Below are 15,658 nucleotides of genomic sequence, written 5' to 3' on the forward strand. Positions count from 1 at the left end.
CCCGCCCCAAGTTCCCTTGCGGCAAATGTACTGAATGAGCCAACGGTTGGGGCAGCCACAGTCATTTCCGACAAAGCGTATAAAATGATAAAAATCAACGCTCCCGCTACAATATAAGAGATTAAAATTGAAGGGCCAGCCGCATTAATTGCTACAGAGGATCCGAGGAAAAACGATCCCCCAATGACACTCCCTAGCGCCATCATCGTAAGCTGTACTGCAGAAAGCCCTTTTTGCGTTTTTTGCATGTTTCTTTCCCCCAACCTTTTTTATATGTCAGGGATATTATTTGCCCAAAGAGGAAAAATAATTCGGCTATGGCTACTCCATCCAATTGTGCAGTGGCCTGTAATCTCTTTTTATAAAAAAATTATGTTAAACAACTCTGTTGATTTCCGCTCCACAAAGGGAATCTTCCAAGAATAATCATCGCAGGGACACAAAGGAAAGCATCCGTGAATTAACATCGCAGAGACAGGCGGCACTTTGCCTGGCTCGAGGCGTTCTTTGCCTGTCACGATACGCTTCGCTTTCCACGGGCGGCCTGGGGGCCTGTCTAGCTGCGGCTCCTAGCTAGTTTTCTTCTTGACTAAGCATCCTGAGTATCTTGTAACAATCATGGCTTTGGAAAAGCGATGATTGTTACAGCTCGCGGTCGCTTCGGTCCTTCAGCTGAAGTCAAGGAGCGACTTCTGCTTCAGGCCCCCCACAAGAGTATGCTTCGGAAGCATAGACATCGCACGAAGAAAATGCGTTTTTTGCATTTTCGAGGAGCGCTTGTCGGAGCTGCAGTCGCCTCGCTTTTCTATCTCCTCGGCGTGAACGCCCGCGGGGTCTCCCATTGACCTTTTCTCCCGTAGGACGTTCAATAATCATCCTTGAAAAAGCACCGTAGGAGAAAATGCGTTTTTTGCATTTTCGAACGAGTCTTCGCGCCTTCCGCTACAATCAACTCCGTTTAAGAACTACAATAACCTATAACATCGCCTATAAAAAAAGAAAGGATAGCATTTGCCATCCTTTCTTCTCGGATTTATTTCTTACATTCCAACGCTTTGGCTTTCAATCGCATCAGCCATTTGATGTGTTTCATGGCGAATGATAGTCCGGACACTCCTGGGAAGGAACCTGCGAATTTCTTCCTCGTTATAGCCGACGTTCATCTTTTTTTCATCTTTAATAATCGGCCTTCGAAGCATACCCGGGTTATTCTTGATAATTTTATACAACTCCTGGAGCTGGAGAGACTCCAAATTCACATTCAAACTCTTGTAAGTTTTCGAATTGATCGAGATTATTTCATCCGTTCCTTCCTCCGTCATTGAGAGAATTCCCTTAATCTCATCTGTTGTCAATGGTTCGGAGAAAATGTTTCGTTCAATATATTCCACATTGTGCTCTTCAAGCCAAGCCTTCGCTTTCCGGCATGACGTACAACTAGGTGACGTATACAAGTTAACCATATACACAAAACTCCCTAACGTTATAGTTTATTTGTATATCTTCAATTGGAGTATTTTTAATTAAAATTAATTATACAGCTCTCCAAAAATTTATGTCAAATTACAAGGTACCATTTGGCTTTCCAGTAAGAATCATCATAAACTCCTCGCCAGATATGGTTTCTTTTTCAAGAAGATATTTTGTCAGTTCATGCAGTTTATCCTGGTTTTCTTCAAGGATTTGTTTTGCCCTTTGATAGCATGACTTAATAATTTTCAGAACTTCAGTATCAATTTTTGAAGCTGTTTCCGGAGAAACTAGCAAGGTTGTGTCCCCGCCCAAATATGGATTATTGACTGTTTCAAGCGCCATCATTCCAAATTCATCGCTCATTCCATATCGGGTGACCATTGCACGCGCAATTTTTGTTGCTTGTTCAATATCATTTGATGCTCCTGATGTAATGGAATTGAAAATTAGTTCCTCAGCAGCCCTGCCACCCATGAAGGTCGTGATTTTGTCTATAGCTTGTTCCTTGCTGAGCAAGACACGCTCACCTTCGTCAATCTGCATTGTATAACCAAGTGCGCCGGAAGTCCTTGGAATAATCGTAATCTTATGGACTGGCGCGGAGTGGCTTTGTTTGGCAGCGACCAGGGCATGGCCAATTTCATGGTAGGAAATGATTAACTTATCCTTCATCGAAATCATGGCATTTTTGCGCTGATAACCAGCAATTACTACCTCTACCGACTCCTCAAGGTCACTTTGGTTGATCATTTTTCTGCCAAAGCGAACAGCTCGCAGGGCAGCTTCATTTATAATGTTGGCAAGATCTGCTCCAGATGCACCAGCAGTTGCTCTGGCAATTGCATTAAAATTAATGTCTTCTCCCAGCTTTACCTTTTTAGCATGAACGTCCAGAATCGCCTCCCGGCCAGGCAAATCAGGTAATTCAACGGGAACGCGCCTGTCAAAACGGCCCGGTCGGAGCAGTGCCTTATCAAGTGTTTCCGGACGGTTTGTCGCCGCGAGGATAACTACGCCTTTATCCGCATCAAAACCATCCATTTCAGTTAAAAGCTGATTCAATGTCTGCTCGCGTTCATCGTTTCCGCCCATTCCGCCAGAGTTTCTGCTTTTCCCAATTGTATCGATTTCGTCAATAAAAACTATGCATGGAGCCTTAGCCTGGGCCTGTTTAAACAAATCTCTCACTCTGGCAGCACCCATACCAACAAACATCTCAACAAACTCCGATCCGGAAATTGAGAAGAACGGTACCTTTGACTCTCCAGCCACTGCTTTCGCAAGCAGGGTTTTTCCTGTTCCCGGGGGTCCCACCAGCAAGGCACCCTTCGGAATATTGGCCCCAATTTCCTTATATTTTTTCGGATTATCAAGGAAGTCGACAATTTCCTTTAATGCTTCTTTTGCCTCTTCCTGTCCCGCGACATCAGCAAAGGATTTGCCTGTCTGTGCTTCCACATAGACCTTTGCATTGCTTTTGCCAAATGTCATTGCTCCTCCGCCCATTTTCCCTTGCATCTTACGCATAAAGAATTGGGCAATTGCGATAAAAATTGCAAATGGCAATATCCAGGTTAATAGAAAGTTCATTAAAGGTGAAGTTTCTTTCGGTATTACCTGTGTAAACTTCACACCTGCCTCATACAGACGATTGACTAGCTCCGGGTCATCCACCCGTCCTGTCACATACGTCCGCTCATCATCAGGTACTTTATAGCCAATTTGCTTTTCCTGAATTTCTACAGTTGTTACATCTCCTTTTTCAACTTGTGAAAGGAATGTCCCATAATCAACCTGTTTTATTTTCCGTTCCATAATGACTGGAAAAATAAACGCATTTAATAACAACACTATCATCGTTGAAACAAGCACATAGTAAACAAGTGGCTTTTTCGGGTTTTTTTGAACCTTCATTAATCAATCCCCTTTTGGTCTTTACTGTTTATTGACATTTTCGAGAATTTCATTCAGTTTCGTCATTCCATTAATAATCACATACAAAGTTTCTTCTGGTACTCCGTTAATCGACGTGGATATTTTTTCTAGTAACATCTTGTCCATTTCCTCAACTGCGATAATCCCTTTGTCAGTTAGAGCTACTTTAACAACTCTCTCGTCACTTCGATCCCTGACTCGTTCCAGGTAGCCCAGCCCCTCTAGCTTTTTGCACATTGTTGAAATATTGGTACCAGCCATATTTAAACGTTGAGCAAGACTTCCAATTGTATGGGAGCCATGCTGCTTTATTTCGACTAGAATTCTAACTTGCACTATAGTTAAGTCAAGATTTTCACAAAGAGAAAGTGTAAGGATGTTCGTATGTTCACCTATTTTTCTTGTATAGTCCCACAAGAGATTTTTAAATTCGATGACATCCATAATTCCCCTCCGTTGCATATAAATATAGAAATATATGATTCATATATATTATATATTATATTATTTTAGCATAATTATCAAACTGGAACACTTATACAAGAAAAGCGCAAGCGCCTTCGTGACAGGCAAAGTGCACCTGTCCCTGCGATGATTATTCTTAGTAGCTTTCCTTTGTGCCCAGCGCCGTATGGACTGGAGGGCTTCGAAGGAGATAAAGGAAACACGATGAGCGTAAGCGAATCGATGTTGACTTATCGTAACGAGGGGACCGAAGTACACTAGGCGCTAGGCGCTCCTCATTACGCTATCGCGTAATTTCGTGCGATGAATTTCGGGGAAGCTTTCCTTGTGGAGCTAGACAGTTATCAAAGATATTCTTTCTTATTTATAAAAAGAGGCCCCAGCTTCAACTGGGACCTCTGCCAATTCCTATTTCCGGTGCATTTTAAATAGCAAAAATAGCTCATTATAATAAGCAAGGTTCTTTTGCCCAAGATTTTCATACACTTCAAGCTTTTCCGTCAGCTCGGCTGGAGGATAGAACCGCTCATCCTCAGTCATTTCCTCCGGCATTAGCTTAATAGCTTCCTTGTTCGGCGTCGAATAGCTTACCCACTCTGTATTTTGGGCGGAAACCTCGGCATCAAGCATGAAATTGATAAACTGGTGGGCACCCTCTATATTTTTGGCGGTTTTGGGAATGACCATGTTATCAAACCACAGATTCGAACCTTCGCTTGGAACAACATAATCAAGATTTTCATTTTCAGACATGATATCAGCAGCATCGCCCGACCATACAAGTCCGATGCTTGCTTCCTCGTTGGCAAGCAGGATTTTAATTTCGTCTCCAACTATGGCCTTTATATTCGGAGTAAGTTTATCAAGCTTTTGTTTGGCCTGTTGCAAATGCTCCTTATCGGTATCATTCAGGGAAAACCCCAAGCTGTTTAGCCCCATTCCCATGACCTCACGAGCGCCATCCACAAGCAGGATTTCGTTTTTCAACTCAGGATCCCACAAGTCATTCCAGCTTGTGAATTTTCTCCCATCAAGCATCGAGGAGTTATAGACAATCCCGACTGTACCCCAAAAATATGGAACGGAATACGTATTACCCGGATCGAATGGAAGGTCCATAAATCGCTCATCAATATTTTTCAGGTTTGATATCTTGCTGTGGTCAAGTGGTATCAGCAAGTCCTCCTGCCGCATTTTATCAATCATATACTCCGATGGGACTGCTACATCATAAGAAGTGCCGCCCTGCTGGACTTTTGTCATCATTGCTTCGTTTGAATCAAAGGTTTCATAAACCACACTGATGCCCGTCTCTTCCTCGAAGCGCTCAATCAGCTCCGGGTCAATATAATCGCCCCAGTTATAGACAGTCAGTGTATTGTCCCCTGAATAGCCTTCCGCAGAATTCAATTGCGAGATTATCGCCAACAAAATCACAGAAGCGCTAATAACCCCAACAAATACTCTTACTAGCTGCTTCATTGCTTCACCCCCATCGAGGTCGGCTTATGGCGCTGATTGATGAAGTAATAGATAACAACAAGAATTGTTGTAAACAGGAATAAAAGTGTCGATAAAGCATTGATGTTCAGCGACACCCCTCGGCGTGCCAATGAATAAATCTCAACCGACAGTGTACTGAAACCATTGCCTGTTACGAAAAATGTCACCGCAAAGTCATCAAGCGAATAGGTCAGAGCCATGAAAAAACCAGCCATGATTCCAGGGGCAATGTACGGCAGGATTACCTTCACCAACACATCCCTGCTGCTCGCTCCCAGGTCCTTTGCAGCATCGACTAATGACGGACTCATTTCAGAAAGCTTTGGTAGAACCATCAGTACGACAATCGGAACACTAAATGCAATGTGCGAAAGCAAAACTGAGTAAAACCCAAGTTTATATCCGGAAATTGTAAACAAAATCAAAAATGATGCCCCAATAATGACATCTGGGCTGACAATCAAGACATTATTTAATGAAAGAAATGTATTCTTTGCAGACCGCTTCCGCATGGAATGAATCCCAAGTGCACCGACAACCCCAATAATTGTCGCAAAAAGTGCTGATAAGAGCGCTACAACCAACGTGTTTAGTACAATAATCAACAGTCTTGTATCACCGAACAATTCCTTATACCAATCCAGTGTGAATCCTTCGAAATCATACATAGTTCCGCCACTGTTAAAAGAATAAAAAATCAAAAAGAAAATCGGCGCGTACAGAATGGCAAATACAAGAACCAGAAATGACTTCGCCAAAGCGGATGATTTATTTTCCATTCAACACACCCCGCTTACCTTTACCTGTCAGGGCCATAAACCCAAACATGGCAATAATCAGGAATACTGCGATAACTGACCCCATTCCCCAATCTTGGGTAACAAGAAAATGCTGCTCAATTGCTGTTCCAAGTGTAATTACCCTGTTCCCTGCAATAAGCCTTGTCAGCATGAACAGGGATAGTGCTGGAATGAAAACAACCTGGCAGCCTGATTTCACGCCTTCAATTGATAGCGGAAAAATAACCCTGCTAAACGTCGTCCATTTGGAAGCACCAAGGTCATTGGCCGCATCGATCAGCGCGGGGTTGAGTTCATTCAATGAATTGAAAATCGGCAAAATCATAAATGGAATGAAAATATATACAGAAACAAATACGAAGCTGAAGTCCGTGAACAGGATTTGCTGCGTTCCAATTCCGATTGCTTCAAGAAAGGCATTTGTCATTCCATACGTCCCGAAAATACCAAGGAACGCATATGCCTTAAGAAGCAGATTGATCCAGGATGGGACGATAATCAGCAAAAGCCAGAGTTGTTTATGCCGTGTTTTCGTCAGCAAATATGCAGTTGGATACGATACTAGCAAAGAGAAAAATGTAATTAAAAATGCATACCAAAAGGAACTCAATGTCATCTTTAAATAGACAGGAGTGAAGAATTTCTGGTAGTTTGCCAATGAAAAATCGCCATCAACATTTAGAAAAGAATAATAGACAACCAATACAATTGGTGCGATAACAAAGAAAACCATCCAGAGTGAGTAGGGAAGCATGTACAACTGGCGATTCAGCTTCTGGTTCATCGCTCTTCCCCATCCTTATAACTTTCCAGCCTGCGGTCAAATTCTTCTTCTGTCTCACCCAGCCTCATGACATGAATGGCTTCGGGATCGAAGTAAAGCCCTATTTCATCACCAACTGCTGCCTTTTTCGTAGAATGAACCAGCCACTCATTGCCTTCCTTGTCATAGCAGCTTAATTCATAGTGAACGCCTCGGAACAATTGAGAATCAACCCGGACCTGGAGTTTGCCCTTTTCAGTTGCGGTAATTTCCAGGTCCTCCGGGCGGATAACAATCTCGACTGGCTCATTTGGGTGCAACCCCTGGTCAACACATTCAAACTGCTTGCCAGTAAACTCCACGAGGTAATCTCTTGTCATTGTGCCATGAACAATATTCGATTCGCCGATAAAATCTGCGACAAACCGATTTATAGGTTCATCATAAATATCCGTAGGTGTTCCGCTTTGCTGAATCTTCCCCTTATTAATAACAAAAATCTCATCCGACATCGCAAGGGCTTCTTCCTGATCATGAGTAACAAAAATAAACGTAATCCCGAGCCTTCTTTGCAGTTCGCGAAGCTCGTATTGCATTTCAGTTCTTAGCTTCAGGTCAAGTGCCGACAATGGCTCATCCAGGAGGATAACCTCAGGCTCGTTAACAATTGCCCGTGCGATGGCAACCCGCTGCCGCTGACCGCCAGACATCTCTCTGATTTCCCTGTTTTCATAACCCGCAAGATTAACAAACTCCAGTGCTTCTTTCACCTTCGCGGTAATTTCAGCATTTTTCATTTTTTTAATCCGAAGCCCAAATGCTATATTTTCAAACACATTCAAATGTGGAAAAAGAGCATAATCCTGAAAGACCGTATTCACCTGCCGCTTATTGGCAGGAACGTCATTTATCCGTCTTTCACTGAAGTAAATATCCCCTTGTGAGGCTTCCGTAAATCCGGCAATCAGTCTTAGGATTGTCGTTTTTCCACAACCGGAAGGGCCAAGCAGTGTGTAAAATTTTCCCCGTTCAATTTCAAAGCTGACATTATCAAGGACTGGCTGATCGTTATCATATTGCTTCGTCACGTTCTTGAACTGGATAATAGTTGAATTCATGTGCAACCTCCTTTTGTTACGTTTTTATAGAACATGGTAAAAATACCAATTGAATTGATGATGAACAGTGATGGAACTCCTTCAATTTATTACTATACTATTAATATAAAAAAATTAAAGAGAAGAAACGATATATTGACAAAATGCGATATGGAAAGTGTAGTTAATTTTTCGTTTTATCCACTATATAGATTAAGCTTTCCTGTAATTTCCGCTCCATAAAAAGAGCCCTTCGTCATCGAAGGACTCTTCTCGTAATTTTTCTTTATTATATAGAACACATGCATGTTTAATTTAGACCTGCTTATCTTCCATCGACTACTTCTTTTAAGATTTCATAGGATCTGATTTGCTTGCCTCTATCGTACATGTAGGTCACAGCCATTATCTCATCAATGTTGTACTTATCCTGAAAATTTTGGAGCTGACTACGGATGGTCTCTTTACCCCCCACAAACGAAACACTGGTCATTGACAAGGCCATTTCCTTCTCTTGCGGACTCCAGATTGCCTCTATATCTTCAATAGGGGGCTGAAGCGGCGTTTGCGAACCCCGGACAACATTCAGGAAAAACTGAAGTAAAGTAGTTGACTCCCGCTCTGCCTCTTCATCACTTTCAGCTGCAATGACATTCAAACATACCATCATATACGGCTTGTCCAGATAAGCCGACGGCTGGAACCGATTTCTGTAAATTTGAATTGCTTCCGTCATGTGGCGTGGGGCAAAATGGGATGCAAAAACGTACGGAAGTCCCAGGCTTGCAGCCAGATAGGCGGAATCAGTCGATGAGCCTAAAATGTAGATTGGAATTTGGGTTCCGACTCCTGGATAGGCCTTGACATAGCCTTGCTGTTCATCAGAGCCAAAATAATTAAGAAGGCTTTTCACATCCTCAGGAAATGTATAGACCGAGTCATGTTTTGATCGCCTCAATGCACTAGCTGTAAGCATATCAGTACCAGGCGCGCGGCCAAGTCCAAGGTCAAGTCGGTCTCCATAAATCGTTGCCATTGTACCGAACTGCTCGGCAACAACTAATGGTGAATGGTTGGGCAACATAATTCCTCCAGAACCTAAACGGATTTTCTCCGTATGTTCAAGAGTATGATTAATTAAAATGGAAGTCGCAGAACTGACTAAATTCGGTGCGTTATGGTGTTCAGCGATCCAGTACCGGGTATAGCCCATCTGTTCAGTCGCCTGTGCCAGTTCAACTACTGCATTTATAGCTTCCCTTGGGCCTTCTCCCTGGCGAATCGGAGCTAGGTTAAGGACAGAAACTGGTATATTTAAATTAGACAAGAGATTGTCTCCTTTCGATAAGAAGGTTCTCCTTTATTGTAACCAATCTTCCTCTGAAACCCGATTAATCTGCCTGTTTAACTAAATATCTTATTATTAAGTGTTTAGTTATGAAAAAGCTTGAGGCTAAGGGGCATGATAAAAATGAGAATGAATTAGGAGGGTCAAGTATTTGCATAATTTTTGCACCTCATTGTGGCCAGAGGAACCACCACCTGAACATTTAAAGGATTGTGATGAGTGCGGGCTCATTAAACATGGTACGGGAATGGTTTGGGGTGAAGGGAATCCATATGCTCCAATCATGATTCTATTGGACAACCCTGGAGCTCGCGAGGATAGGGAAAATAAGCCCTTTGTCTGTGGGACAAGGCAAACATTACAGCAAGCTGTATATGAGGTCGGAATAAATGCCGGCGACGTATATGTAACCTATATTTTAAAAAGAAGACCTATAAAAAAGTATGATAAAGAAGCAACTAGAGAAATTTGCGCAAAACACCTGAAGGAGCAGATATTGTCAAAGCAACCTCAATTTATCATTTGTCTGGGCAACATAGCTGTCCAATCTTTTTTCCATAGCCAGGAAGTTGATGTGAAATCATTGCGTGGCAAAGTACATACTATTGATGGGTTCAGAACAGTTGCCGCTTACCACCCACTGGCAGTAAGGCGCCGCCCTAATCTCTGGCCGCTCTTTTTAGAGGATTGGAAGCTTTTAGCCAAACATTATCTTCATGATTCACCATCGCACAATAGTTTACAATCTGGATCACAGAAAAAGGAGACCGATTAAGCTCTCCTTCTTTGTAAAAAGCTATAGATATTGCTCATAAAGTCGAAACAATTGATTTGTACATTTCTTCATATTTTTCCGCTCGGTGATGGGGTAAGATGAAAGACATTCAAGGTGCGCTACCAAAGAAGAACCATACATTAATTTCAAGTCTAAGACCCTCAAACTGACCTTTAAGTGTATTTAATTTAGTCGTATGATCACTAACAGCTGTAAAGCCTTTTACAGCACTATATTCGCTATTAAGCAAAAATTGGCTGGAATGAGTACGGTTCAAACCGCCTTCACACCAGCCAACTACTGCTAAGTATAAACTCTAACATTTGGAGTAACACATAAGTCTTAGGACCTGCTTAACTTTTAGCTGAAATAGGGTACTTCTACTGTTCCCCCATTATATCGGAATTCTTTGCTTCAAAGTTATCGAGCAAGGCCCGCACTTCATCAGTTGACTCGGTGTTCATTAATTGATTTCTTAATTCACCCGCCCCTCGAAATCCTTTGACATATATCTTAAAAAAGCGATGAAGAGCCTTAAATGAACGCAGTTGTAATTCTGAATATGTCTCATGTAGATCCAGATGCAGCCTTAAGAGATCAAGCAATTCCTTACTGCTATGATCTTTCGGCTCCTTTTCAAAGGCAAATGGATTTTTAAAAATACCGCGCCCAATCATAACCCCATCAACACCGTATTGTTGAGCCAGCTTCAAGCCAGTTTGACGGTCAAGAATATCTCCATTAATCGTCAAAAGTGTATCTGGTGCCACTTGGTCACGAAGTTTCTTAATCTCCGGAATCAGCTCCCAATGGGCATCTACTTGACTCATTTCCTTTCTTGTACGCAGATGAATGGAAAGGTTGGCAATGTCTTGTTTCAATATGTGTGTAAGCCAGTCGCGCCATTCGTCCACATTCGTGTAGCCAAGCCTTGTCTTAACACTTACAGGCAATCCACCTGCTTTTGCTGCCTGTATTAAATCTGCAGCCACTTCCGGACGAAGGATAAGCCCGCTTCCCTTCCCATGCTGTGCCACATTAGGTACAGGGCAGCCCATATTGATATCGATACCCTTAAACCCAAGTTCCGCCATCCCAATACTCATCTTCCGAAAGTTTTCAGGCTTATCCCCCCATATATGGGCTACAATGGGCTGTTCATCCTCTGTAAAAGTCAAACGCCCACGCACACTGCGAATTCCCTCGGGGTGACAATAACTCTCACTGTTTGTAAACTCAGTGAAAAACACATCCGGTCGGGCTGCCGCGCTTACTACATGGCGAAAAACAACATCCGTCACATCTTCCATTGGTGCTAGTATAAAAAAAGGCCGTGGTAAATCACGCCAAAAGTTATCTTTCATATTGCCATTCAAATCCTTTCATTATGGGATTCCAGCCAACCCCTTATCCCAAAATTAAAAAGCAAAATGCCCCTGCTTATTTTACACTAATACCATCTTGGGCACTTGTTATCAACTGGTCGGAAAGGTTTATTTAATTTCACAAACCCCTAAAACCATTACATCTTCCGCTTAAAAGGGCTAATAAAGAATATTAGCTGATCTGATCTCCGCTACATGTTCAAGCTAATAAAGTCCAACCCTCAAAAAACAAACAGAAACCATATACGGTTTCTGCTTAATTTAACACTATTTTCGCGACTGATTCAACATGTGTAAACTGTTATTGACAACGCATAGAGATGCTGCTGGGTTTATTCCTTAATAAAGAAGCACTTTAAATGGATGATAAAAAATGAGCATTACTATTATTTATTTAATTCAATTGTTTCATTAATATCAGCCGATTTAGAATTTTGCCCTGTCATGTGTTTATACATAAAGGCGATTTTCTTCGTAAAATTATCGGTCTCCCAATATTCCGCTGCTTCCGCTTTTATCTTTATCAAGACCACGTTAGGATCGTCATAAGAAGTTTGCATAATTTTCTCGTATGCTTTGCTCCACAATTCCTTTTTCTTGTTTAAATCCTCAACGATTTCTGCTTTTCCCCGGACGGAAACATACGATTTACCTGCATATGCTACATTAACATCCTGATCATCTAAAATTTCTTCATATTTATTAGTCTCTTTTTTAGTAAAAAACCATAAGTCACCATCAAACTCTACCTCTTGTGTTTTCATAGGTCGAGAAACAAGACCTTCATCAGTTACCGTAGTCAGCATGGCTGTATCCACATCTTTAATTAACTCTCTTAAAGTTTCCATTTCTTCTTGTTTTATTATGTTAGACATTTCCTATACCTCCTTTACTATTTTTCAGAGGTATACTACCCTTCACACCAAATTTTATTCAGGTACGGGGGATTACTTTCTAACTAAGTCAAACCAAACTACCCCAACGGATAGATGAGGGTAACCTTTTATGGTAGAATACTCAAACCTAAAAATTTATATAGAAATTTTCGGACATTATGAAGAATAATAACAAAACGAGAGAATCTATCCGGTAGAAATAATAAGAGGGCCTAGTTCGATGATTATTAATTAAAGGCAACAACCATAGGGTTAGTTGCCTTTTTTAAAATTAATCTCGCACTGTCAACCAGTCCTGAGTATATGTCGGGGACACAATAAAAGGTGCTGGAAGTATCTTATATTTAAGTTTATTCCTATTTATCCTTTAGTCCCCGTCATTCTTACTATCAATGGGCTAATCTTAAATACGCATTAATGCACCATTAGGCTTAGGTAAATCTTGGTCTATTATCTGATTCATTTTACAGAAATGCTCAAAAAACTGCTGTGCCAACTCTCGTTCTGTTGGGTCAACTTTCAATGAAACTATATCAAGTAAAATTTGAGCCATCCATAAATTATCAAAATAACGGTATTTACCTGTATTCCATGTCATTTTGTTCGGATATTTTTCATTCACATAATATTTCCAGAAATGCATCTGATCCGATTCTTGTTCAGTAAGTTGGAGTCTGTACGTTGAATGCGCAGGAATATATCCATCTTCACTAAGCTTACCGATAAAATCTTCATTCACCATATAGACACCTAAGATACGCCTGTCTTTTTCAGGCATGCCGGCATCTACTGCTGTTAACAGGACAGCGCTATTTTGGTGCAAGCGGATCGGTTTGTTTGGTTTTCCCTGGTTATTGCCACTTTTTATTACGCCTGAAAAAACCTTCCACTCTGAAAAAGAATTATTCTGTTCTTCTGCGTCACACCAAAAAACCATTTGTGATTCGGGGTGAAGTTTATGATTTTTCATAAGTTTTTCATGTTCCAAGCGAAGTTCCAGGTTTTTTTGTTGTAGTTTTTTTTCCTCTTCCTTCTTCCGTTCTTCCTCCTGTCGTTCGGTTTCCCTTTTTTGTATAATTTTTTCAAGTGAATTAGCAACCATTTTATCATGCAGTTTTAAGTGTTTTCCAAATACATCGGGGTAAACAAACTTTTTATTTTCCGATGCGAAATTAATTTCGATAACAGAATCGTTATGTTTTACTATACTACCCATGCCAAAACGCTTGTGTGTAACTTTCTTATTGATTAGATTCAATATTCTAGTCCTCCTTGTAGAATAAAAACTCGATTACTTTTAGATAGTAAATTGATAATTTTATTCAACTCAATTCCTTTAAAGCTCACACAACTGTTTGATTTTTTCTTCGGTTTACAAAAATATATTAAAAAAACGCATCCATAATTCTTTCTGCAAAAAATACAGCGGAATTCGGAATACGATTAAAAAACAATTGTAAGACTATTGTAACATTTTTTCGAAAAAATTGCAAACTCCTTATTGACAATACATTTTATTGTGAGGTAAAATGAAGTTTTTTATTCTCTTAATTACTTGAAATAAACTCCTTCAAAAAGTCGCAAAATTTCTTGAATGGGCCTATAAATAATTATTGATGCCGTTGATAAGTGGCGTAGGTACGTGTAGTGAAAATGAAATAAATACTTGAAACCTCAGTAATTTCTCTTAGCCGGTCTGGAAACTATAAAAGCGTTCCCAACTTGAAGGAACGCTTCGGCTAACTATTCCTAGTCGTTATAAGTAACGTGGCTCAATCACTATAAAGTAATTTGCGCCACACATTCAACATGTGTCGTCTGCGGAAACATATCGACAGGCTGGACTTCGACGGTCTTATAGCCGCCATCCTCAAGTATCCGCAAGTCTCTTGCCAGTGTCCCCGGGTTACAGGACACATAAACTACCTTCTTTGGCTTCATTTCGATAATAGTCCGCAGCAACGCTTCGTCGCAGCCCTTCCTCGGCGGGTCGACAACGAGCACGTCCGCTTCATTGCCCGCTTCGTACCATCGCGGAATCACTTCCTCAGCTGGCCCTGCCTCGAACTCCACATTGGTGATTCCATTCAATTCGGCATTCCTCTTCGCGTCTTCAATCGCCTGTGGAACAACCTCAACGCCAAAGACTCTTCCCGCCTTTTGTGCGAGGAACAATGAAATCGTACCAATTCCACAGTAGGCATCAATTACAGTTTCGCCGCCATTTAATCCTGCAAACTCAAGCGCTTTTTCATATAGCACCTTTGTCTGAACAGGGTTAACCTGGTAAAATGACAATGCTGATATGGCGAACTTCACTTCACCAATATAGTCGTAAATGAACTCATTTCCCCAAATCACCGTTGTTTTCGGGCCCATTATCACATTCGTTCGCATTGAATTAAGATTATGGATAATCGACTTTACCTTTGGCAGTTTAGCGATGATTTCCTCAACAAGCCTATTTTTATGGGGAAGCTCCGCTGTCCTCGTTATCAGCACAATCATGAGTTCGCCCGTTTGCTTGCCGTATCGGGCCATTATATGGCGTAAATCCCCTTTATGGGTTTGCTCATCATAGGCTCTGACCCCAACACTTCCACATATTTCCTTCACAGTGTTAATTGCTTCATTCACCTCAGGAAGCTGAATCAAGCTTTCATTTGTATCAACAATTTCATGGCTTCTTGGCTTGAAGAATCCCGCAATCAGTTTGCCATCCTTCTCGCCAACAGGAACTTGAGCCTTATTCCGATAATGCCATGGCTCATTCATGCCGAGCACGGGATGGACCACAACATCCTCAAGCTTGCCAATCCTCCTCAGCACCTGCCGGACTTGATTTTCCTTGTATTTCAGCTGGCCTTCATATGACATATGTTCAAGCTGACAGCCGCCATATTTATGTTCATCACCAGGCAAAATTTCAACTCTGTACGGACTTTTTTCACGGAGCTCAATCAGCTTGCCAATCGCATAGCTCTTCTGGGTTTTAATGATTCTAACATTTGCCGTTTCTCCAGGAAGCGCTCCGGCTACAAATACCGGAAAACCATCCACTTTGGCGACACCTGCCCCATCGTGGGTTAAATCCTCAAACCGCACCTCAATATGTTCATTCTTTTTAACAGGGATTTGTTTATTCATGCCAACGCCCTCACTATTTTGATAAAAGGATTTTACCATAACTGAAGGGGGAATGCGAAAAGCCCTGTTTC

At 41.4% G+C, this 15,658-nt stretch carries 13 protein-coding genes and 1 pseudogene; 1 reads left to right on the top strand and 13 read right to left on the bottom strand.

Translation table 11 applies throughout. From position 1 onward, the window contains the following. The 9 genes and pseudogenes from TY16_RS24400 to TY16_RS24440 form a co-directional block, all read right to left on the bottom strand. Positions 1-248: pseudogene (locus tag TY16_RS24400) on the bottom strand (amino acid permease); the annotation flags it as partial. 792 nt (positions 249-1,040) lie between these two features. Then, positions 1,041-1,463: a transcriptional regulator SpxA gene (gene spxA / locus TY16_RS24405; protein WP_043934301.1), complete on the bottom strand. Its 423-nt coding sequence runs from the start codon at positions 1,461-1,463 to the stop codon at positions 1,041-1,043. A 100-nt stretch (positions 1,464-1,563) separates the two neighbouring features. Continuing rightward, positions 1,564-3,387, bottom strand: coding sequence for an ATP-dependent zinc metalloprotease FtsH (ftsH, locus tag TY16_RS24410; RefSeq protein ID WP_043934302.1), 1,824 nt, complete (start codon positions 3,385-3,387; stop codon positions 1,564-1,566). A 21-nt stretch (positions 3,388-3,408) separates the two neighbouring features. Next, positions 3,409-3,852, bottom strand: coding sequence for a MarR family winged helix-turn-helix transcriptional regulator (locus tag TY16_RS24415; RefSeq protein WP_052342852.1), 444 nt, complete (start codon positions 3,850-3,852; stop codon positions 3,409-3,411). A gap of 429 nt (positions 3,853-4,281) precedes the next feature. After that, complete coding sequence (locus tag TY16_RS24420) at positions 4,282-5,355, bottom strand: ABC transporter substrate-binding protein (RefSeq protein WP_043934303.1); 1,074 nt, start codon at positions 5,353-5,355, stop codon at positions 4,282-4,284. Further along, positions 5,352-6,155, bottom strand: a complete 804-nt coding sequence (locus tag TY16_RS24425) for an ABC transporter permease (protein ID WP_043934304.1) — start codon at positions 6,153-6,155, stop codon at positions 5,352-5,354. Before TY16_RS24425 ends, TY16_RS24420 begins: the two co-directional genes overlap by 4 nt. Then, positions 6,145-6,960 carry an ABC transporter permease gene (locus TY16_RS24430; RefSeq protein ID WP_043934305.1) on the bottom strand — a complete coding sequence of 272 codons (816 nt, stop codon included), beginning with the start codon at positions 6,958-6,960 and terminating at the stop codon, positions 6,145-6,147. Before TY16_RS24430 ends, TY16_RS24425 begins: the two co-directional genes overlap by 11 nt. Further along, on the bottom strand, positions 6,957-8,057 hold the full coding sequence (locus TY16_RS24435; protein ID WP_043934306.1) for an ABC transporter ATP-binding protein: 1,101 nt from the start codon (positions 8,055-8,057) through the stop codon (positions 6,957-6,959). Before TY16_RS24435 ends, TY16_RS24430 begins: the two co-directional genes overlap by 4 nt. Positions 8,058-8,361: 304 nt before the next feature. Beyond that, positions 8,362-9,363, bottom strand: coding sequence for an LLM class flavin-dependent oxidoreductase (locus TY16_RS24440; RefSeq protein ID WP_043934307.1), 1,002 nt, complete (start codon positions 9,361-9,363; stop codon positions 8,362-8,364). Positions 9,364-9,535: 172 nt separating this feature from the next. Here TY16_RS24440 and TY16_RS24445 point away from each other — a divergent pair, with 172 nt between their 5' ends. Further along, positions 9,536-10,159 carry a uracil-DNA glycosylase gene (locus tag TY16_RS24445; RefSeq protein WP_043934308.1) on the top strand — a complete coding sequence of 208 codons (624 nt, stop codon included), beginning with the start codon at positions 9,536-9,538 and terminating at the stop codon, positions 10,157-10,159. Positions 10,160-10,539: 380 nt separating this feature from the next. Here the strand turns inward: TY16_RS24445 and TY16_RS24450 are convergent, their stop codons facing one another. The 4 genes from TY16_RS24450 to rlmD form a co-directional block, all read right to left on the bottom strand. Continuing rightward, the gene (locus TY16_RS24450; protein ID WP_043934962.1) at positions 10,540-11,523 is read right to left on the bottom strand and encodes a tRNA dihydrouridine synthase; all 984 of its coding nucleotides are present in this window, start codon (positions 11,521-11,523) and stop codon (positions 10,540-10,542) included. A gap of 407 nt (positions 11,524-11,930) precedes the next feature. Then, on the bottom strand, positions 11,931-12,419 hold the full coding sequence (locus tag TY16_RS24455) for a pyridoxamine 5'-phosphate oxidase family protein (RefSeq protein WP_043934309.1): 489 nt from the start codon (positions 12,417-12,419) through the stop codon (positions 11,931-11,933). A gap of 424 nt (positions 12,420-12,843) precedes the next feature. Next, the gene (locus TY16_RS24460; protein ID WP_043934310.1) at positions 12,844-13,698 is read right to left on the bottom strand and encodes a hypothetical protein; all 855 of its coding nucleotides are present in this window, start codon (positions 13,696-13,698) and stop codon (positions 12,844-12,846) included. A 521-nt stretch (positions 13,699-14,219) separates the two neighbouring features. Next, the gene (rlmD, locus tag TY16_RS24465; RefSeq protein WP_043934311.1) at positions 14,220-15,587 is read right to left on the bottom strand and encodes a 23S rRNA (uracil(1939)-C(5))-methyltransferase RlmD; all 1,368 of its coding nucleotides are present in this window, start codon (positions 15,585-15,587) and stop codon (positions 14,220-14,222) included. Positions 15,588-15,658 lie beyond the last annotated feature (71 nt).

This window comes from Bacillus sp. EB01, from assembly GCF_000613125.1.
GTDB lineage: Bacteria > Bacillota > Bacilli > Bacillales > Cytobacillaceae > Bacillus_D.